The following is a 19,881-nucleotide window of genomic DNA, read 5'->3' as shown; positions in this document are numbered from 1 at the left end:
CGGTCGGTTAAATTGACCGAAACACGCGGGAGGGCGACATGGACTACGAAACAATCACTCTGGATATCACCGAGGGTTTGGCGGTGCTGACGCTGAACCGCGCGGATGTGATGAATGCGCTGAACACCCAAATGCGGGCCGAGATGACCCATGCGGTCAAAGAAGCCAGCGTGTCGGCGCGGGCTTTGGTGATCACCGGTGCCGGTCGTGCTTTTTGTTCAGGTCAGGATCTAGGAGATCGCGCAAACGCGGCCCATGTGGACTTAGAGCGCACCCTGCGGGACGAGTACGAACCACTTCTGGACGCGATCTATCACAGCCCCATCCCCACGATTGCCGCAGTCAACGGAGCTGCTGCGGGGGCAGGGGCGAACTTAGCCCTTGCTGCTGATGTGGTGATCGCTGCCGAAAGCGCGTTTTTTATGCAAGCCTTTTCGCGTATTGGCCTGATCCCAGATGCCGGTGGCACCTATTGGATGCCGCGCCAGATGGGGTTTGCGAAAGCCATGGGGGCGTCCTTGTTTGCCGAAAAGACCACTGCCCGCGAAGCCGCGGATACCGGATTGATTTGGGAATGCGTTGCTGACGACGTGTTTGAAAGCACTTGGCGCAAGCGGGGCGAGCATCTCGCAAAAGGACCGACCTTGTCCTACCGGAACATCAAAAAAGCCTTGCGCGCGTCCATGAGCAACACCCTGGACGAGCAACTCGCACTTGAGGCCAAGCTACAAGGCGAATGCGGAAATTCGCGAGATTTCAAAGAAGGCGTGCTGGCGTTTCTTGAAAAGCGCAGCCCGGACTTTGAAGGGCGGTGATGTGTCGGTGAGGCCATCGTCGATCAAGCAGTAGTCGGCCGTTCTAAGATACTTGCCCGCCTGAAACGATAGGGATGCAAGCTCATCAGTCGATCACATGGAAAGATCGTCACTATCCAATGAGGATTGAAATCTCTCCTTGGACAGCAAGTTGAACCGCGCTTCGGTGATTGACGCGGCAATCATGCGATCACACCTAAAGGTTCTTGGTTTCTTTCTCAGGTGATCAAACGCGACGACGTACCAAATGGGATATTTCAGCAAGAGATAATGTGGCTCGATCCGCCGCATTGAAACAATTCCGTCTTCTCTCTGATACCGTATCTCGAGCACTTTCTGATCGATGAACGCTTGATGCACCGATTGCACAACTCGTTTTATTGGAGCACTGGCGCTTGCCTGAACATAAGTAGAGGCCGTGACACCTATCAGTATTCGGGACTTTAACCGGCTCACTTTGTTGCGTTTTTTTGATGAGAACGAGGCCACTAACTGCCGCCTCACCGATCCCAAGTTAGCCAGAAACATGGGTGAGTTCATTTGCTCAGCAACTGCAATGCTGATGAGCAGATCAACCGCTTCAGAATACGATAGATTAAGTCTGCCCACACCCCAATTTCGATCCAGACGCACGCCACCACCGCGCCCGCGATCAGCGTCTATTTGCATGCCTTGATCGCGCATCAGCGATAAATCCCGGGCAATCGTGCGGGTGCTGACACCATGCTGTAACGCCAGATCCTTGACAGTGCAGTGAGCATCTTGCTTGAGCTGAACAACCAGCAGCTCCATTCGTTTCAGCCTGTCATGTATGTTTGTCCGGCTCATAAAACATATAGGACATAAAATGTCTTATTACACAATAGAACGAGACTTGCATGAAGACCAAACATTGCCGACCACGGTGCGGCGCACAGGAGACGAAATAATGAAAATGAACTATTTTGTAGTAGGGACAAACGATATGAAGGCTTCAAAGGCGTTTTATGACTCGCTCTTCGCGCAGTCAGGCCTAGAAAGCATGTCGCCTACCGACAGAATGACCTATTGGGTTGGCGAAGATTTCGCTTTTGCAACAGCCATACCGTTTGATACCAGACCGGCCTCTCGTGGCAACGGAACGATGGTTGGATTTTGTGTAGGAACAGATGAAGACGTCAAAAGAATGCATACTTTGGCTGTTGAGCTTGGGGGTACCTGCGAGGGCACGCCAAATCAGCGTGGGCCCAAGTTTTCAGCCTATGTCCGTGACTTGGATGGGAACAAGCTGTGCTTCTCTGATTAGAAATAACTGCGGGTCGACTTGATCGCCAGCCAGTTGGAAGCGCTTTTCAAGCGGACATTGGAAGTTTGTAACTATGTGACTTAGCCAATGTTTCAAGAAGGAAAAGGCCGAGTTACGTGTCGACGCTGATCCGACTTCAAAAAATAGAAAAGGCCGCCCAATCACGGGCGGCCCTCTCTCTGCATATGACATACTTAACGCTTTGATACGTCCACATAGTCGCGCATGGTTTCGCCGAGATACAGCTGGCGAGGACGGCCAATTTTTTGACCCGGATCGCCCAGCATTTCTTTCCACTGCGAAATCCAGCCCACTGTGCGCGATAGCGCAAAGATCGGGGTGAACATCGAGGTTGGGAAGCCCATCGCCTCTAGGATAATACCGGAGTAGAAATCCACGTTCGGGTAGAGTTTCTTTTCAACGAAATAGGGGTCCTCAAGCGCGATGCGTTCAAGTTCCTTGGCGACCTTCAGCGTCTCGTTGTTCTCGATGCCCAGAAGTCCAAGAACTTCGTCGGCGCTTTCTTTCATGACCTTCGCACGCGGGTCGAAGTTTTTGTAAACGCGGTGACCAAAGCCCATCAAGCGGAACGGATCTTCTTTGTCTTTCGCGCGCTCCACGTATTCAGGGATACGGTCGACGGTGCCGATCTCGCGCAGCATCTCAAGACATGCTTGGTTGGCCCCACCGTGAGCAGGCCCCCAAAGGCAGGCGATGCCAGCCGCGATACAGGCGAACGGGTTGGCACCAGAGGAACCTGCAAGGCGCACTGTCGATGTCGAGGCGTTTTGTTCATGATCGGCGTGCAACGTGAAGATACGGTCCATGGCTTTCGACAGGATCGGGTTCACTTCGTAGTCTTCGGCAGGTACGGCAAAGCACATGCGTAAGAAATTCGACGCGTAGCCCAAATCATTCTTCGGATACACGAACGGCTGACCAATAGAATACTTGTAAGCCATTGCAGCAATGGTGGGCAGCTTGGCGATCATGCGGATTGCGGCCACTTCGCGTTGCCAAGGATCATTTACGTCGGTCGAGTCGTGATAGAACGCAGACATCGCGCCAACCACGCCGGTGATAATCGCCATAGGATGCGCATCACGACGGAAACCCGAGAAGAATTTGATCATCTGCTCGTGCACCATAGTGTGATTGGTCACGCGGCTTTTGAAATCTGTCAGTTCTGTTGCGGTCGGCAATTCACCGTAGAGAAGCAGATAGCATACTTCGAGGTAATGCGATTGCTCGGCCAGTTGGTCGATCGGATAGCCACGATACAGAAGCTCGCCCTTGTCACCATCGATGAATGTGATGGTCGAATCAGTGCTTGCTGTCGACGTGAAGCCGGGGTCGTAGGTGAACACGTCACCTTGCGCGTAAAGCTTGCGGATATCGATCACGTCGGGGCCCGCTGTGGGCGAATACATTGGCAGCTCCAACTCTTTGTCGCCAAAGGTGAGCTTTGCAGTTCCAGTCGGTCCGGTCATATTTGTTTTCCCTTCGTGTTCGTATCTTGGCGCACCCACCCCGTATGGATCAGGTGCGCGTTTCGCGTGGTCTATGCGCTTGCGTCCGCCAGACGAGCAACAGTTTCGTCACGTCCAAGGACAAGCATCATATCGAATACGCTTGGGGTTGCTGCGCGCCCGGCAAGGGCTGCGCGAATTGGTGCGGCAAGTTTGCCGAACTTGGTCCCGTGAGCTTCTGCAAGCCCGTTCAGGACCTCCTCAAGCGTGTCGCGGTTCCAGCTAACATTTTGCAGCTGCGGCGTCAATTCCTTCAGTATACCACGGGATACATCGTCCAGTGCCTTTGCCGATTTCTCATCGGGAATGATTGGGCGCGAAGTCGTTGCAAACGTTGCCTTTTCAAGAAGCTGGGGCAATGTCTTTGCACCTGTTTTCAGCACATACATTGCCTTCAACATCAGATCACTTTGCTGCGACTGCAAAGGGATTTGACCCGTTGCAGCAAGAAAGCCCTCAAGCGCGGCCAGAACCGCCTCGTCGTCCATCGCTGCCAGATGTTGTCCGGACAGGTTATCAAGCTTCTTAAAGTCGAACCGGGCTGGACTTTTGCCGATCCCTTTCAGGTCAAACCACTCCAACGCCTGCGCGTCGGTGAAGAACTCGTCATCTCCATGGCTCCACCCCAGACGGGCCAGATAATTGCGCATGGCTTGGGCTGGGTAACCCATGGCCTCATATTCCTCGACGCCCAACGCGCCGTGACGTTTAGACAGCTTCTTGCCATCAGGGCCGTGGATCAGGGGGATATGGGCCCAGACGGGGACATCCCAACCCATCGCTTGATAAACAAGCATTTGCCGCGCGGCATTGTTCAGGTGGTCATCCCCCCGGATCGCATGGGTCACGCCCATATCGTGATCATCAACAACGACGGCCAGCATGTAAGTTGGTGTGCCATCCGAACGTAAACAAATCATGTCATCCAACTGATCGTTGCGGATCGTGACATCGCCCTGAACCGCATCGTTGATCACCGTCACACCTTCACGTGGGGCTTTCAGGCGGACCACATAGGGGGCGTCAGGCTGGGTCGAGGGATCGGCATCCCGCCAGGGGCTTTGATAAAGCGTTGATCGCCCTTCGGCCCGTGCTTCGTCGCGGAAGGCCTGAATTTCGTCCTGAGTGGCAAAACACTTGTAGGCATGACCACTGGCCAACATGCCGTGGGCAACCTCAGCGTGGCGATCTGCGCGTTCGAACTGGCTGATCACCTCGCCGTCATAGTCCAGCCCAAGCCATTCCATCCCTTTCAGGATGGCCGCCGTCGCTTCGGGGGTGGAGCGTGCGCGATCAGTATCTTCGATCCGAAGCAGGAACTTTCCACCGCGACCACGGGCAAACAGCCAGTTGAACAACGCAGTGCGCGCGCCACCGATATGCAAATAGCCGGTGGGCGAGGGGGCGAAACGGGTGACGATCTGATCGGTGGTCATGAAGCGTTAACCTTTTGGAAACCATGCGGACGTTACTCAGGTATTAAAGCGCGCGGGGCGTGCATCAATCCCTGGACTGGGCCTGCGTTTCTGGACGAGACGCGCGGCAAAGATTTGTCCCGACAGGCTTTACGCAAAAGGAAGGCGGTGAACAAGGGTGCTGGTCCAGAAGTTCCTGATGCGGGTCGAAGAGGAACGGGGGCGTCTGCTCAATTGGGCGCCGCTGTTTCTGGGCACGGGGATCGGCATATACTTTTCATTACGCTTTGAACCGTCGATTGCGTTCTATGCCGGGCTGGCCCTTGTTATCGTCTTATGTGCTTTAACCGTTTGGCGATTGCCGTGGGGGATCGGCCCCATCGCACTGGCCATCGGTTTGGTAGCCTTCGGGCTTGGTCTTGCGGGCGCGCGCGCCCACTGGGTGGCAGCCCCAGTGCTCGAATTTCGGTACTATGGTCCGGTGGAGGGACGGGTCACCAAAATTGACCGTTCGCAATCGGATGCAGTGCGATTGACGCTGGACCGCGTGCGGCTGGACGATGTTCGGGCGCGCGGGCATCCGACGATGGTGCGCGTGTCACTGCACGGAGATCAAAACTATCTAACCCCGGAAATCGGTCAGCACGTTGCGATGACAGCACATCTTTCCGGTCCAAACGGGCCGGTCGAGCCCGGTGGCTTCGATTTCCAGCGCATGGCGTGGTTTCGGGGCATTGGTGCCGTGGGATATACCCGCACGCCGGCGCTTTTGCTGTCCCCACCGCACGGGTCTTGGGGATTGGTCATTTCCCGGATGCGGCAGAACATTTCTGCGTGGGTTCAGGGCGTATTGCCCGGTGAAACCGGTGCCTTCGCCGCAGCGATAACCACCGGCGACCGCTCGGCGATCAGTAAGTCAACTTTGAAGGCGCTCAGGGCTTCGAACCTCGCGCACCTGTTGGCCATATCAGGGCTGCATATGGGGTTGCTAACGGGTTTTGTTTTTCAAGCCATGCGCTTGGTGCTCAGCTTGTGGCCAGCGCTTGTCCTGCGGTTTCCGATCAAGAAAATTGCTGCCGTCACCGCGATTTTCGCCGGTGCATTTTATCTGGCATTGTCGGGCGGCAATATTGCCACCGAACGCGCGTTCATCATGGTGGCCACGATGTTTGTTGCCATCCTGTTTGATCGGCGCGCGCTGACGTTACGCGCTGTAGCCATGGCCGCCATCATTGTCTTGCTGTTGCATCCCGAGGCGCTTGTTGAGCCGGGGTTCCAAATGTCCTTTGCCGCGACCACTGCGCTGGTCGCAGTGTTTGGCTGGCTTCGGGATCGGGCGCGAAACGAAGGCGCCCGCCGCGCGCCTGGTTGGGCGCGTCCGGTGATCGCGGTTGTGTTGTCATCGCTTATTGCGGGTCTCGCAACGGCACCTTTCGGGGCGGCCCATTTCAATCAGGTCAGCCATTACGGGCTGTTGGCAAATGTCGTGTCGGTGCCGGTTATGGGCGCGCTAATCATGCCGCTGGCCGTGCTGGCGGCGTTGCTGTCCCCCATTGGGCTTGGATGGGTGCCGATCACGCTGATGGGGCCGCCCATCGATTGGATCATCGGAGTGGCGCATTACGTATCGTCGCTTGAGGGCGCGACCAGCCAAGTGTCATCCCCGATGCCGTTGGTTCTTCCCCTTGTGGCCATAGGTGGGATTTTGATTACGCTTCTCAGGCCTCGCGAACGGCTGATCGGGGTGGTTCCCTTGGCGATTGCGGCGCTCTTGTGGACGCAAACTGCGCGCCCGCCGATACTTGTAAGCGCGACCGGTGGGCTGGTTGGCGTGATGACCGATCAAGGGCGAGATGTGTCAAAGCCGAAAGGGGAAGGGTTTGCCGCCCTTTCGTGGCTCGAGAATGATGGGGATGGTGTTGACCAGAAAACGGCCTTTGCGCGAGAGGGGCTGAAGGGAGGCTCTGGCATGACACATGTCTCGTTGCGGGGGGCGACGCTGGTGCATCTGACCGGCCGAGGGGCAAAAGACAAAGTGACCGCCGCCTGCGAGGACGGGGATCTGGTGGTCCTGTCGTCAAAACTCGGGGTCTCGCCGCCAGAAAGCTGCCAAGTTCTTGATCGCACGCAACTTTCGAAAACGGGCGCTGTGGCGCTTTGGCCTGCGCCCACAGGCTTTTGGGTCGAGACCGCGCGCGCCCGATCAGGTGATCGGCTTTGGACACGTTGATCGCCAACCCTGTTGCCCGCACCGCGCAAAGCCCCTAGCTTTCCGACAAAGGAGCACAACATGGTCGAAACCGCTGGGCGCATCACTCTTTGGGGGGTCGAGGTTTTCGTGGCCGCCGCCGACGAACGGTCGATTTCCATCGCCGCGCGTAGGCTTGGGGCGAGCCCGTCATCCGTCAGCCAACAATTGACCAATCTTGAAACGGCACTGGGCACCGCGCTGCTTGACCGCTCAGCACGCCCAATGTCCCTGACGCCTGCGGGCGCCCTGTTCCTGAAACGCGCGCAAGCCATCTTGAACGAGGCCGAACAAGCCCGCGCCGAGCTGGCTTTGGGGGCCATGACTCAACTGTCGCGCCTGCGCCTTGGAATGATCGAGGATTTTGACGCTGACGTAACCCCGCGGCTTTTGTCCGAGCTGTCGCGCGAGATGGAAAACACCCGGTTCTTGCTGGAAACCGGTGCGTCGCATCGTTTGCACGACCAATTGGACGCGCGTGCGCTTGATGTGATCGTGGCCGCCGACACTGGCGCACCGGCCCCATGGATGGAGGTCTATCCACTGCTCGAAGAGCCCTTTGTTGCGGCTGTGCCAAAGGGCATGATTGGATCAGGAGATCCTGCCCAACTTTTGCGTGAATTGCCCCTGGTCCAGTACACGGCCCGCCACCATATGGGCCGGGTAATCTCGGACCATTTGGCGCGGCACGAGGTTCGGCTGAACAACCGGTTCGAGCTTGATAGCTATCACGCAATCATGGCGATGGTTGCGGCGGGTGAAGGGTGGACAATTATCACGCCGCTTGGGTTTTTCTACGCGCAAAGGTTCAGGGCCGAGGCTGATCTGATCGCGTTGCCCTTCGCCCCCTTGTCACGCCGGATCAATCTGACCGCACGCGACGGTATTTTGGGGGATTTGCCACGCGACATGGCCGGGCAGACCCGTCGCATTCTGGGTGAGCTCGTCGTCGCGCCAGCCGCCCAATCCTATCCGTGGCTAAAGGACAAACTGACGCTGCTTTAGGAATATAGGTCGGCAGTTTAGGCCGCACTGTCGGCGCTTGGCGCCTTGACGTCCTGTGCCGCGCCGATCAGCGCATCCGCGATGAAATCGAGTTCCGGTTGCTTCAGGCGCACCGGCAGGCGCGTATCGCAGGCCCGCATCAGCATCTCGCGTGTTTGGGGAAGGGGGCCTTGATCACCTATGAAATGCCAGTTCCAAAAGGCGCGTGCGTTATCGGTGCTCATCCCAAAAACCTGAACAGAGACGCCGCGCCGTTTTGCGGCGTCCTGAAATGCCAAAGTGTCGTCGTTACTCATGCTCACCAGATTAAACTGGATCGAATCCGGTGCTCGCGTCTCGGCGGATAGTGGGGGAGGCACGTCGATCCATGGGCTTTCGTTCAGTTTGGCGGCCACATAATCGTGGTTTTTCAACCCATCCGTCACGCGCCGTTCAAGTTCCAGCAATTGCGGCCGAATGACAGCAGCCGATAAGTTCGACAGCCGTGTATTGTAAAGCGGTAGCTGGTTTTGCCAGCGGGCGAATGCTTCGTCCAAAGCGCTGGTGTTGTCACCGTGGGGAACTTTGTGTTTCTTCCAATTATGTTCATACGCGCCGGACATAATCACGGCTCGGGCCGCCAAATCGGCATCGTCGGTGACCAGAATGCCCCCTTCACCTGCGTTCAGCATCTTGTAGGACTGGAATGAAAAACAACCGATCTTGCCAATTGTACCGATCTTTTGCCCATGCCAGAGCGTTCCAAGGGAATGGGCCGCGTCTTCGATCACCGGCACGTCCGCCTGATCGCAAAGTGCCATGATCGCATCCATATCAGACGTGTGACCCCGCATATGGCTGATGATCACCGCTTTGATATCGCTCGTCAGCTTGGCTTCGAAGTCTTCCATGTCGATGCGATAGTTATCTTTGACCTCGACCAGCACTGGCTGGCAATCGGCATGAACGACCGAACTTGGCACTGCAGCGAAGGTAAAGGCGGGGATCAGCACTTTGGCATCGCGCGGCAGGGCGAACGCTTTGAGCGACAGAAACAGCGCTGCGGAGCAGCTGGCAACCGCAAGCGCGTATTTCGCACCCATCATCTGCGCGAACTCAGCCTCCAGCAAGCTGACAGGGGCGTCTTCGGGGGCGGTGTAGCGAAACAGGTCGCCCGATTGCAGCATCCGTTCGATTTCAGCACGCGCGCCTTCAGGGATGGGTTCGGCATCATAGACATTCGGGGCCAAGGACATATTTGCTCTCGCTTTTTTTGCAGGGTCCGCGATGGGACCGATCACCACTAGTTTCGGATTTTACGAAACCATCTTTCGAGAAATGTAAAGTTGACGCCCTCACATGAAAAGAAAAAACCGCTCGGAAGGTGATCCGAGCGGTCATTTTCAGGTTGGCTGTGTGGTCTGGTCAGACGTTCAGCAGAAGGTGTTCTCGCTCCCACGGGCTGATGACTTGTAGAAACTCGTCATACTCCGCGCGTTTCACGATAGAATAGACGCGGGCGAACTCTGGGCCGAGCACCTCATGCATATCCTTCGCCTCGTCAAACAGATCGAGCGCAAAGTTCAGATCGCGGGCGATGTCTGCCTCGCCCTCATAGGCGTCACCCTTGTATAGAGTGCGTGGGCGCTTTTCTTCGATCAAACCAAGATAGCCTGCGGCAAGCGAGGCCGCGATGCCTAGATAGGGGTTGCAGTCCATCCCGCCGATCCGGTTTTCTACCCGTCGCGCTTTGGGCGAAGAGAGGGGGACGCGAATACCCGTGGTCCGGTTATCACGCCCCCATTCCAGATTGATCGGCGCGGCGTTGTCTTTCACGTACCGCCGGTAGCTGTTCACATAAGGAGCCATGACCGCAATCACGCTGGGCAGGTGGTTTTGCATCCCCGCGATAAAGTGGAAAAACGCATCCGTATCGCCCCCTTGTGGCCCAGAGAAAATGTTTTCCCCGGTTTCGATATCCAGTACCGAATGGTGGATGTGCATGGCTGATCCGGGTTCCTCTGCGATGGGCTTGGCCATGAATGTGGCAAAGCAATCATGACGAAGCGCGGCCTCGCGGATCAGACGTTTGAAATAGAATACCTCATCCGCCAGCTTGATCGGGTCACCGTGGATCAAGTTGATCTCTAACTGGCCCGCGCCGCCCTCTTGCGTGATGCCATCGATTTCAAACCCTTGGGCTTCAGCGAAGTCATAGATGTCGTCGATCACAGGACCGAATTCATCCACGGCAGTCATGGAGTAAGCCTGACGCGCCGCTGCAGGGCGACCAGAGCGACCCATCATCGGTTTGATCTTCTCGGCCGGATCGATGTTTCGGGCGACCAGATAGAACTCCATCTCGGGGGCAACCACAGGTTCCCAGCCTTTGGCACGGTACAGGTCAACCACACGTTTCAACACATTGCGCGGGCTGAACGGGACGGGTTCGTTGTTGCGATCAAACGCATCGTGGATCACTTGCAAGGTCCAGTCACCGGTCCAAGGCGCAGCGGTCGCTGTCGTCATGTCGGGCACCAGCGTCATGTCACGTTCGATGAAGCCTTCGTCGCCTGCGGCTTCGCCCCAGTCACCGGTGATGGTCTGATAAAAGACACTGTCGGGCAGGTGGAAGTAATCCTGTCGGGCAAATTTGCCCGCTGGAACAGCTTTGCCACGGGCAATGCCGGGTAGGTCCGAGATGATGCATTCCACCTCATCCAAACGTTTGCCGTCCAGATACTCTTTCGCGGCTTCGGGAAGATTGCTCATCCACGCATTACGGTCATTTTTCGCGCTGTCCATCACGTGTTTCCTTTGTTCAGGATGTCGGCCATTTGGTCCGCAAATCTCTGGGTATCGATAGGTTGGGCGAGCGCGTCTTGGGCGTCGGCCAGAACCTCATCGGCTATTTTTCCTCGGCCGCGATATTTGATCAAAGCATCGATCATCTTGGCCGTAAACTCGGGGTGCGGCTGGATGGTCATGATCTTATCACCGATCATCAGCCCTGCGTTCTCGCAAAAATCGTTGGAGGCAAACACTGTTGCTCCGGGTGGAAGCTCGACCACTTGATCCTGATGCCAAGCGTTCAGAGCGATCTCTTCGCCGGCGATGTCATAGACCTGACGGCCAATGGCCCAACCACCGTCAAATTTCTCGACCCGTCCGCCAAGCGCTTGGGCGATGATCTGATGGCCAAAGCATACGCCCACAAGGGGTATATCCGCATCCCGGATCTGGCGAACGAGATCTTCCAAGGGCGGGATCCAGTCGTGATCCTCGTACGCTCCATGTTTCGAACCCGTGATCAGCCACGCATCTGCACTGTCAGGCCCGTCTGGAAACTGGCCATCGACCACGCTGTAAGTTGTGAAATCATAGCCGTTTCCGTCCAACAGTTGCGTGAACATCTGGCCGTAGTCGCCCAGATCATCACGCACTTCGTCCGGGGAATGGCCGGTTTGAAGGATACCGATCCTCATAAGTCACCAAATTTGATCAAATTACGAGGCGACCCTAGCTGAGCCATCTGGCTTGGGCAAGAGGGAAACCCGCGAAAAGGTTTCACATGCTGACGGGTGGGGCGTTTAGCGCATCAACATCGTCATGAACCGCGGGCGTCGGATAACGGCTTGCGGAAGATGGCGGTTCAGGCGCCGCCCGATAGCACCCCAGATTGTGATGACAACAAGCGTCAGAAGGATGAAGTAGAACGCCAGAATGGGGAAAGGGATGAACGGGTTGAAGGTCTTGTCCGCAAAGTAGCTTGCGTAATACAGCGCATCACCTTTCTGACCACGCACCGGAAAGCTTGAGAAAGAAACAAGTGCAGTCCCATGGAACAAGAAGATCGCCTCGTTCGTATAGGATGGCCAGGCCAGACGCAGCATCGTGGGCCAAGTGATCCGCTTGAAGCGATTCCACCCGGTGATGCCATATGCATCGGCTGCTTCTAAGTCACCTTTGGGGATCGAACGCAGGGCGCCATAGAAAATCTCGGCGGAATAAGCAGCGGTGTTCAGAAACAGAACCAGCGTCGCGCCAAGCCACGCCGAGGTGAATGGCTGGAAGAACGCAAAATGCTGTTTCAGCGATAAAAACACCGCATAGGCAAAGAAAAACTGAATGAACAGGGGCGAGCCGCGAAACACATAGATGAAGAACTCGGCCGGTTTGCGCAGCCATTTGACGTGGCTGTTGCGCGCCATAGCAAGACCCGTGGCCGCAAAGAACCCCAACAAAAGCGCAACGAATCCGTAGTAGATATTCCAAATCATCCCCGAGCCGATCAGCGTGAACTGTTCGCACAACGTGTAATCTCCGCGCGGCAACAGCCGTTCGCCAAAGCCGATCGAGCGCAGCGCATAATCTTGGATGGTCTGCACGCAACTCATTTTGCAGCCTTTCTTTGCGCTTCACCTGCAGCTGTTGCTTGTCCATGTGACAGCCGCGCGGTTATGCGTTTGAACACGCGCTCGCTGACGGAAGTCAGCATCAGATAGAACACCAAAAGCCCGAAGAAATAGAACGCATGCCAATTGGGGTGCGGATAGTCCGAGAACTTGGGGTTTTTCATCGCGCCGAGCTCACGCGCCCAATAAACGATATCTTCGACGCCCAGCAGGAACAAAAGCGGGGTGGCTTTAATCAAGATCATCCAAAGATTCGATAGGCCGGGCAGGGCATAAACCCACATTTGCGGCACGAGGATGCGCCAGAACGTCTGGCGCGTCGACATGCCATAGGCTTCAGCTGTTTCAAGCTGTGCGCGGGGTACGGCCTTCATCGCGCCGAACAGAACATTGGCTGCAAAAGCGCCAAAGACGATGGAAAAAGTCAAAACCGCCAAAGCAAAGCCATAGGTTTCGTGCACCCATTGCGGACTTGTGGACAGGGGCAGTTTGGCCTGCGCACAGACGACAAAATCATTGCCCTGCCGTATCGGCTCGGACCAGTCGGGGCATTTTGCCTTGTGGCGCAGATACTCAAACGCCTGATCCAATGCGATGACGAAGAACATGAAGAACACAATGTCCGGCACGCCCCGCACGATCGCGGTATAGCCTTTGCCAATCCACTGGATCGGCAGAATGCGCGACCGAGAGGCCGTTGCGCCAGCAAAACCAAACGCCAGCGCGATCGGTGCGGTGATTGCCAACAGCACCAAAACGGTCGCGAAGGACGCAAAGAACGCAAGGTGCTTGCCTGTGGTCAGGTAGCAACTCAGCCAAGTCAGGCCTTCAAGCGTCGAAGGATCGGTGCAGTAGGAAAACATCGCAGATTTTCAGGATGGGTTCGCAAAAGCGAAAATGGAAAAGGCCCGCGGTGTTCCGCGGGCCCCAGGATTAGCTTACCACTGTGAAGAAACTTCCCACTTGGCAATCAGCTTGTTCAACGAGCCATCGTCCTTCATCGACTGGATGGCTTTGTCGAACTTCTCGCGCAGTTCACTGTCGCTTTCACGAATGCCCATACCGACGCCACCGCCGATTGGTTCCATCCGCTCAAGCATCACCAGGCCGTCCTGACCAGCCATGGTGTCAAGGAAGCTTTTGTCGGCCAGAACCGCGTCAGCTTCACCATTTTTCACCGCAGCTACGGTTTCTTCTGGTGTTGCAAACTCGATCAACGTCCAACCGTTCTCAGCAACAAAAGCCGCTTGAATGGTCGTAGCCTGCGCAGCCACAACGGCCGATGCGGGGTCGACATCCGCAGACAGGGCCAGATAAGCCGAGGGATCGGGCGGCGTGTAAGGTTGAGTGAAGTCAATCACCTCATCGCGCTCGTCGGTGATCGACATGCCCGCGATGATGGCGTCATAGTTGCTGGATACGAGGTTGGGGATGATGGTGTCCCATTCGTTCTTCACCCATTCGCATTTCAGCTCTGCACGGGTGCACAGCTCGTCGCCCAGTTCACGCTCGAAGCCATCAATTTCGCCGGCATCGTTGACAAAGTTCCAAGGCGCGTATGCGCCCTCGGTTCCAAGACGCACGGTGTGACCGTCCGCCATGGCAAATCCTGCTGTCAGCGCGAGTGCCGCAGTTGTGAGGATCAGCTTTTTCATCAGTTAACTCCCTTTAAGTTTGATCTTCTTGGTTATTTTGTCAGTCGGGTTGAGTGGCTGACAGAAACTGTTTGAGCCGTTCGCTTTTCGGCGATCCGAAAAGAGCATCTGGGGCGCCTTCTTCCTCAATCAGTCCCTGATGAAGAAAAATAACGTGGTCGGATACATCTGCGGCCAATCGCATATCATGGGTCACGATCACCATGGTCCGTCCCTCGCGGGCAAGATCTTTAATCACCTTGACCACTTCCTGTTCCAGTTCTGGGTCCAGTGCAGATGTTGGTTCGTCAAACAACAGTGCCTTGGGCTCCATGCAAAGTGCCCGCGCGATCGCTGCGCGTTGCTGTTGACCGCCCGACAGTTGCGCTGGCCAGACATCGCATTTGTCCCCGATCCCTACCTTGGCCAGATAGGCGCGCGCTTTTTCTTCCACTTCGGCCTTGTCGCGGCCCATGACGGTCACCGGGGCTTCCATCACGTTTTGCAGAATGGTCATATGGGACCAGAGGTTGAACTGCTGAAAGACCATGGACAGGTTGGTGCGGATGCGCGTGACCTGTGCGCGGTCTGCCGGGTGGCGATCCATTGCGTGGCCCCGCCATTTGATCGGCTCGCCTTCAAACAGGACGTCGCCTTGCTGACTGTCTTCAAGCAGATTGGCGCAGCGCAGTAGTGTGGATTTGCCAGATCCCGAGGACCCGATCAAAGACACGACATGCCCCCGCGGTGCGATCAGATCGACGCCCTTAAGAACCTCCAGCGCGCCGTAGCTTTTGTGCAAGTCACGGATCTCGATCACAGGTGTTGTGTCGGCGGAGTGTTGAGCGGCGTTGTCGAGTGGCACGTATAAACCTGGCAGTGAACAAGGGATGTGACAACGGAGTAGGGCGCAATTTAACCTGAATTGCAACGGCGAAAAGGCGGGGAAGTTACGTTAATCGCGGCAGAAAGGCGGTTTGGCGGGCGGATTGCATGCGCGCGGGCATCACCAATTGCGCAATCTCAACACTGTCGTCCGCGGCATGTCTGCTCTATCGCGGCCATTGGGATATCACTTGGGTGGATTGAGGTGCGCGACGCGCAACCTCAGGCCTTGTGGCCGATCTGCTTTGCCGCCCTTAATCGCGCCTCGTTGCTTTCACGATCGGTAAAGCCAAGGAAATGGGGGATCATCCGCATCAAGGCGTCCTCTTCCGCGGTACGCACGCCATCGGCCAGAACGATGGTCCACGCGGCCTCTACAATCGCCATGCGGTCGTCCAGTGGCACGGCATCTTTGACAGCATTGGTAAAGCGCACGGTATCGGGGGCCGAAGCCTCGATCTGTTCGGCTTGCGCCAGTAAATCGGCAGTTTCGGTGGCGGACAGCGCATATCGGCTTGAGATGACGCGCGTGATTTCATCAATCTCGACCGTGCCATAAGCGTTGTCAGATCGGGCCAGACGAACAAGTAACGCGGTGATCGCCAGGCGAGCGTCACCATCATTCAATGGGCTGGGGTCGGGTTGGGTGAGTTTATTCAGAAAAGAACGGATCATTTCGATAACCTATGTGATCGTTTGGAAATTACCACCCCTCGGGCGATGCCAGTTGTTCAAATGCGCGCGTCTGCGCGGTGCGTTAAGAGTTGAGATCACCCAATGGATAGCGCAGATCGTCGACGGTGATGCCACCGGGATCATCATGGGTGATCGTCATCGCGCGGAAGGGGCGTAACACATGCAGACCAAGGGGAAAAATGCCGTGTGTGGGCGTGAAGGTATAGCTGGCAATCTCGTTTGCAGCATTGTCAAAGAAAGTTAGCGTCACCGGTCCGGGAACAGGACGTGTCCCCAACGGATCAAGATAGTCAGCGTGTAGTTTCAACCCGATGTCCGCAATGTCATGTTTGAACACGAGAGCCAGTGCGCCTTCGCCCCGCCCTGATCGTTGTGCGAACCCTACAGGGCCAAGCGGAAAAGCGGCGTTCGACCCGAAACCAGCGTGGTACGCGACGGCAAAAGCCGCGGGCTTGTCGCCAAGCGCTGCTCGCAACGGCGCACTTGGCACTCCGGTCAGACTGTCCGCGCCAGTTAGGGCCGTTTGTCTTTGGCCAGCAAGCTGCGAACCTATAGACAGGCCGGGAAACATCTGTACGCCAACGGCCATTGTCCCGGGCTCCGGCAATGTCTCGTAGGTTTCGAAATCGACATGCCCAGCCAGAGACGTGGCGAGCAGGTCGTAGCTGACAGGTTCAACCTCGGCCCCAAGCAGAGGGGAGGCGACACAGATCAACCCTGCCGCGCCCAGTCGGACAAGGCAGGCGCGGATCATACCAGGCGCTCAACCTCTTTCGCGGCGCGCACGAAGTCGGCAAATAGAGGAGCGGGATCGAATGGTTTTGACTTCAGTTCAGGATGGAACTGTACGCCGATGAACCAAGGGTGGTCCTTCCACTCAACAATTTCGGGCAGCCGTCCATCGGGTGACACGCCCGAGAACTCCAGCCCACAACCTTCCAGCTGATCGCGGAATTTCATGTCGACTTCATACCGGTGGCGGTGGCGCTCCTCGATCGAGGTGCTGCCGTAAACCTCGGCCACCTTTGATCCTTCAGTCAGGGCCGCGGTGTATGCACCCAGACGCATCGTGCCGCCTTTATCGTCCGAAACTTTGCGCTTTACCTTATAGTTGCCCTGCACCCACTCCTTCAGGTGGTAAACCACTGGCGTGAAACGTGTTTCACCAGACTCGTGATCAAACTCTTCCGATCCTGCATCTGTGATACCGGCCACGTTGCGGGCGGCTTCAACCACGGCCATCTGCATGCCCAGACAAATGCCAAGGTAAGGTATCTTACGTTCGCGCGCGAACTGCGCTGCTTTGATTTTACCTTCGGTTCCGCGTTCGCCAAAACCACCCGGTACAAGGATCGCGTGATAGCCGCTTAGATGTGGGGCAGGATCGTCTTGGTCAAACAGTTCAGCATCGACCCATTCGACCTTCACACCCACCCGATTGGCCATACCACCATGGGTCAAAGCCTCTTTGATGGACTTATAGGCATCTTCAAGTTGCGTGTATTTGCCAACAACGGCCACGCGAACTTCGCCTTCGGCGTTGTGAATGCGGTCTTCGACATCTTCCCAGCGGGCCAAATCGGGTTTCGGAGCGGGCGCAATCTGGAATGCGTCCAGAACGGCCTGATCCAGACCCACATTGTGATAGGCCATTGGTGCCTCGTAGATTGACTTCAGATCATAGGCCGGGATGACCGCATCCTGGCGGACGTTACAAAAGAGCCCGATCTTCGCGCGCTCTTTGTCAGGGATTGGATGTTCAGACCGACAAACCAGCACGTCAGGCGCAATGCCGATTGAGCGCAGTTCTTTTACCGAGTGTTGGGTCGGCTTGGTTTTCAATTCACCCGAGGCTGCAAGGAAGGGAAGCAGCGTCAGGTGCATGAAGATACACTGACCGCGCGGGCGCTCTTGGCTGAATTGGCGGATTGCTTCGAAAAAGGGCAGGGCCTCGATGTCGCCGACCGTGCCGCCGATCTCGCACAGCATAAAGTCGACCTCGTCATCGCCGATTTCAATGAAGTCTTTGATTTCATTGGTGACATGGGGGATCACTTGGATGGTCTTGCCAAGATAGTCACCGCGACGCTCTTTTTCCAACACCGTGGTGTAGATCCGTCCAGAACTAACCGAGTCGGAGTTGCGCGCCGCAACCCCTGTGAAGCGTTCATAGTGGCCAAGGTCTAGGTCGGTTTCGGCCCCGTCGTCAGTTACGAAAACCTCGCCGTGTTCAAATGGGCTCATCGTGCCGGGGTCAACGTTCAAATACGGGTCCAGTTTTCGCAACCGGACCGTATAGCCGCGTGCCTGTAACAACGCGCCAAGCGCCGCTGATGTAAGCCCCTTGCCCAAAGAAGATACAACACCACCGGTGATGAAAATGTAACGTGCCATGCGTCAGGCTGCCCCCGTGAAGTTGGCGCAATAGCGCCATGATTTTTGGCTTCCGAACGCGCTTTCGGCCACAAAAAAGGCCCCAGCGAATCCGCTTTCCACGGGATTAAAGATATAATGTAATCCGGTTCCCCGCGCAACCTGATCGCAACATTGTGGGGCGGAATTTCCGCCCTCACTCAAGATATTGTGGATATTAGTCCGCGCGTGGCGGGGTCAGGCTGTCGCCTTCGTTGGTGGGCGGAAGCAGGTCCGTCACATCCGGGACAGTTGGTGTAGCAGCGCCGTCTGCCGCCGGTGTCTCAAGCCCCAAAGCGTCAACGACCGAGGCGTCTGAAGAATTCTTCGCCGCAATAATCGTTAGCGTGATCGACGTGGTCAGGAAGGCAATCGCAAAGATCCAGGTCAACTTGCCCAAGGCTGTGGCTGCGCCGCGTGACGACATAACGCCACCGCCGCCACCGCCGCCACCACCGATGCCAAGGCCGCCGCCCTCGGAGCGCTGCAAAAGCACGATCCCGATCAGGCTCAGGGCCAGAATCAGGTGTATGACGAGGATGACGTTTTCCATATGTCGGGTCCATCTGTGGGGTTGCGACGATCCGGGGTTATGTAGGCGAAAGGATCATGGGGCGCAAGGGGGGCTGCGACCAACAGTACGTCGTAAAAACGGCCGCAGAAAAACTGCGGCCGAATATACCAGTGGTATTTCTGGATCTGGGCTAGTCGTCAGCCGCATCCGCACTTTCTGCGTTCAATGCACCATAGTTTTCTGCGCCGATCTTGTCATGCAACCCGATTTGCGTCTCCAGAAAGTCGATATGGCCCTGTTCGTCAAGAATAAGCTCCTCAAACAAATGCATTGAGGCGTAGTCGCCGACATCCGAGCAATACTTGCGCGCCTCGTTATAAAGCTTCACGGCTTCTTCCTCGGCCTCCAGATCGCATGTTAGTGTTTCGCGCACGTTCTCCCCGATACGTAGTGGGTCGAGCGTTTGAAGATTCGGGTGACCTTCGAGAAACAGGATACGGTCGATAAGTTTATCGGCATGTTCCATTTCCTCGATGCTTTCTTCGCGCATCTTGGCGGCAAGCTTACCAAAGCCCCAGTCTTTCTGGAGGCGATAGTGAAGCCAAAACTGGCTGACCGCCGTCAACTCGACCCGTAAGGCTTTGTTGAGATATTCAATGACTTTCTTGTCGCCTTTCATGACGCGTTCTCCTTGATGCATGATGTCTGGGTCGCAGGCCGCGCAGTTCGACCGGCACTTCAAGATTATCATTCTGACGCATCTTCTGCACGAAAAGCTTTATGCAGCCTCCACATTCTGGCGACTTCCCCAGGGCGTGATAGATTTTTCCGGGCGTGATAATGGCTTGCGCATCAGACGCACGCATCCAGTCGATGGCGGCGTGGATGTCTTTATCCGAAATGGACTGGCAAGAGCATACGATCATGATTTGGCGTTCAGCTTGATTCTAATCTTACCTACAAAGTCGACAAAAATAGTCAGGAAGTCAATCCTGATAGAAATACTTTGTTATTGACGGCGCGCGATTTGGCGGCCGCAGTTGGATAAG

The 19,881-nt window shown here is 56.2% G+C and carries 20 protein-coding genes; 4 read left to right on the top strand and 16 right to left on the bottom strand.

Annotated elements, in window-relative coordinates:
* The first annotated feature begins 38 nt into the window (after nt 1-38).
* Entirely contained in the window at nt 39-815 is a 777-nt protein-coding gene (locus tag V6N04_RS09530) for an enoyl-CoA hydratase-related protein (protein WP_371169909.1), read from the top strand.
* Nucleotides 816-908: 93 nt separating this feature from the next.
* Here the strand turns inward: V6N04_RS09530 and V6N04_RS09525 are convergent, their stop codons facing one another.
* Nucleotides 909-1,607 carry a helix-turn-helix transcriptional regulator gene (locus V6N04_RS09525; RefSeq protein ID WP_371169908.1) on the bottom strand — a complete coding sequence of 233 codons (699 nt, stop codon included), beginning with the start codon at nt 1,605-1,607 and terminating at the stop codon, nt 909-911.
* 55 nt (nt 1,608-1,662) lie between these two features.
* Between V6N04_RS09525 and V6N04_RS09520 the strand changes: the two genes are divergently transcribed.
* Nucleotides 1,663-2,100: a VOC family protein gene (locus V6N04_RS09520; protein WP_371169907.1), complete on the top strand. Its 438-nt coding sequence runs from the start codon at nt 1,663-1,665 to the stop codon at nt 2,098-2,100.
* A 194-nt stretch (nt 2,101-2,294) separates the two neighbouring features.
* Here the strand turns inward: V6N04_RS09520 and gltA are convergent, their stop codons facing one another.
* Complete coding sequence (gene gltA, locus V6N04_RS09515) at nt 2,295-3,590, bottom strand: citrate synthase (protein WP_371169906.1); 1,296 nt, start codon at nt 3,588-3,590, stop codon at nt 2,295-2,297.
* Nucleotides 3,591-3,661: 71 nt separating this feature from the next.
* Nucleotides 3,662-5,065 (bottom strand): glutamate--tRNA ligase, encoded by a 1,404-nt coding sequence (gene gltX, locus V6N04_RS09510; protein WP_371169905.1) that lies wholly within the window; start codon nt 5,063-5,065, stop codon nt 3,662-3,664.
* A 157-nt stretch (nt 5,066-5,222) separates the two neighbouring features.
* Between gltX and V6N04_RS09505 the strand changes: the two genes are divergently transcribed.
* Nucleotides 5,223-7,274, top strand: a complete 2,052-nt coding sequence (locus V6N04_RS09505) for a ComEC/Rec2 family competence protein (protein ID WP_371169904.1) — start codon at nt 5,223-5,225, stop codon at nt 7,272-7,274.
* A gap of 60 nt (nt 7,275-7,334) precedes the next feature.
* Nucleotides 7,335-8,297, top strand: coding sequence for a LysR family transcriptional regulator (locus V6N04_RS09500; protein ID WP_371169903.1), 963 nt, complete (start codon nt 7,335-7,337; stop codon nt 8,295-8,297).
* 17 nt (nt 8,298-8,314) lie between these two features.
* On the opposite strand, the gene V6N04_RS09495 is transcribed toward V6N04_RS09500, so the two are convergent.
* The 13 genes from V6N04_RS09495 to V6N04_RS09435 all read right to left on the bottom strand — a co-directional run bounded on the left by V6N04_RS09495 (nt 8,315) and on the right by V6N04_RS09435 (nt 19,758).
* Complete coding sequence (locus V6N04_RS09495) at nt 8,315-9,532, bottom strand: DegT/DnrJ/EryC1/StrS family aminotransferase (protein WP_371169902.1); 1,218 nt, start codon at nt 9,530-9,532, stop codon at nt 8,315-8,317.
* Between the two features lie 169 nt (nt 9,533-9,701).
* The gene (locus V6N04_RS09490; RefSeq protein ID WP_371169901.1) at nt 9,702-11,081 is read right to left on the bottom strand and encodes a glutamine synthetase family protein; all 1,380 of its coding nucleotides are present in this window, start codon (nt 11,079-11,081) and stop codon (nt 9,702-9,704) included.
* On the bottom strand, nt 11,081-11,761 hold the full coding sequence (locus V6N04_RS09485) for a type 1 glutamine amidotransferase (protein ID WP_371169900.1): 681 nt from the start codon (nt 11,759-11,761) through the stop codon (nt 11,081-11,083). Before V6N04_RS09485 ends, V6N04_RS09490 begins: the two co-directional genes overlap by 1 nt.
* Before the next feature lie 105 nt (nt 11,762-11,866).
* Nucleotides 11,867-12,673, bottom strand: coding sequence for an ABC transporter permease (locus V6N04_RS09480; RefSeq protein WP_371169899.1), 807 nt, complete (start codon nt 12,671-12,673; stop codon nt 11,867-11,869).
* Nucleotides 12,670-13,554, bottom strand: a complete 885-nt coding sequence (locus tag V6N04_RS09475) for an ABC transporter permease (RefSeq protein WP_371169898.1) — start codon at nt 13,552-13,554, stop codon at nt 12,670-12,672. Before V6N04_RS09475 ends, V6N04_RS09480 begins: the two co-directional genes overlap by 4 nt.
* A 75-nt stretch (nt 13,555-13,629) precedes the next feature.
* Complete coding sequence (locus V6N04_RS09470) at nt 13,630-14,346, bottom strand: transporter substrate-binding domain-containing protein (RefSeq protein ID WP_371169897.1); 717 nt, start codon at nt 14,344-14,346, stop codon at nt 13,630-13,632.
* A gap of 40 nt (nt 14,347-14,386) precedes the next feature.
* The gene (locus V6N04_RS09465; protein WP_371169896.1) at nt 14,387-15,190 is read right to left on the bottom strand and encodes an ABC transporter ATP-binding protein; all 804 of its coding nucleotides are present in this window, start codon (nt 15,188-15,190) and stop codon (nt 14,387-14,389) included.
* A gap of 242 nt (nt 15,191-15,432) precedes the next feature.
* On the bottom strand, nt 15,433-15,885 hold the full coding sequence (locus tag V6N04_RS09460; RefSeq protein WP_371169895.1) for a tellurite resistance TerB family protein: 453 nt from the start codon (nt 15,883-15,885) through the stop codon (nt 15,433-15,435).
* Between the two features lie 82 nt (nt 15,886-15,967).
* Entirely contained in the window at nt 15,968-16,660 is a 693-nt protein-coding gene (locus V6N04_RS09455; protein ID WP_371169894.1) for a hypothetical protein, read from the bottom strand.
* Nucleotides 16,657-18,300, bottom strand: coding sequence for a CTP synthase (locus V6N04_RS09450; protein ID WP_371169893.1), 1,644 nt, complete (start codon nt 18,298-18,300; stop codon nt 16,657-16,659). The genes V6N04_RS09455 and V6N04_RS09450 overlap by 4 nt, the downstream gene beginning before the upstream one ends.
* Nucleotides 18,301-18,496: 196 nt before the next feature.
* Nucleotides 18,497-18,871, bottom strand: a complete 375-nt coding sequence (secG, locus tag V6N04_RS09445) for a preprotein translocase subunit SecG (RefSeq protein ID WP_371169892.1) — start codon at nt 18,869-18,871, stop codon at nt 18,497-18,499.
* Between the two features lie 151 nt (nt 18,872-19,022).
* Nucleotides 19,023-19,511 carry a bacterioferritin gene (bfr, locus tag V6N04_RS09440; RefSeq protein WP_371169891.1) on the bottom strand — a complete coding sequence of 163 codons (489 nt, stop codon included), beginning with the start codon at nt 19,509-19,511 and terminating at the stop codon, nt 19,023-19,025.
* Nucleotides 19,486-19,758 carry a (2Fe-2S)-binding protein gene (locus V6N04_RS09435; protein ID WP_371169890.1) on the bottom strand — a complete coding sequence of 91 codons (273 nt, stop codon included), beginning with the start codon at nt 19,756-19,758 and terminating at the stop codon, nt 19,486-19,488. Before V6N04_RS09435 ends, bfr begins: the two co-directional genes overlap by 26 nt.
* Nucleotides 19,759-19,881: the final 123 nt, after the last annotated feature.

Source organism: Aliiroseovarius conchicola (genome assembly GCF_041403445.1).
GTDB classification, from domain to species: Bacteria; Pseudomonadota; Alphaproteobacteria; order Rhodobacterales; family Rhodobacteraceae; genus Aliiroseovarius; species Aliiroseovarius conchicola.
Note: the sequence above shows the minus strand (reverse complement) of the source record. Positions and strands in the feature narration are given on the sequence as shown.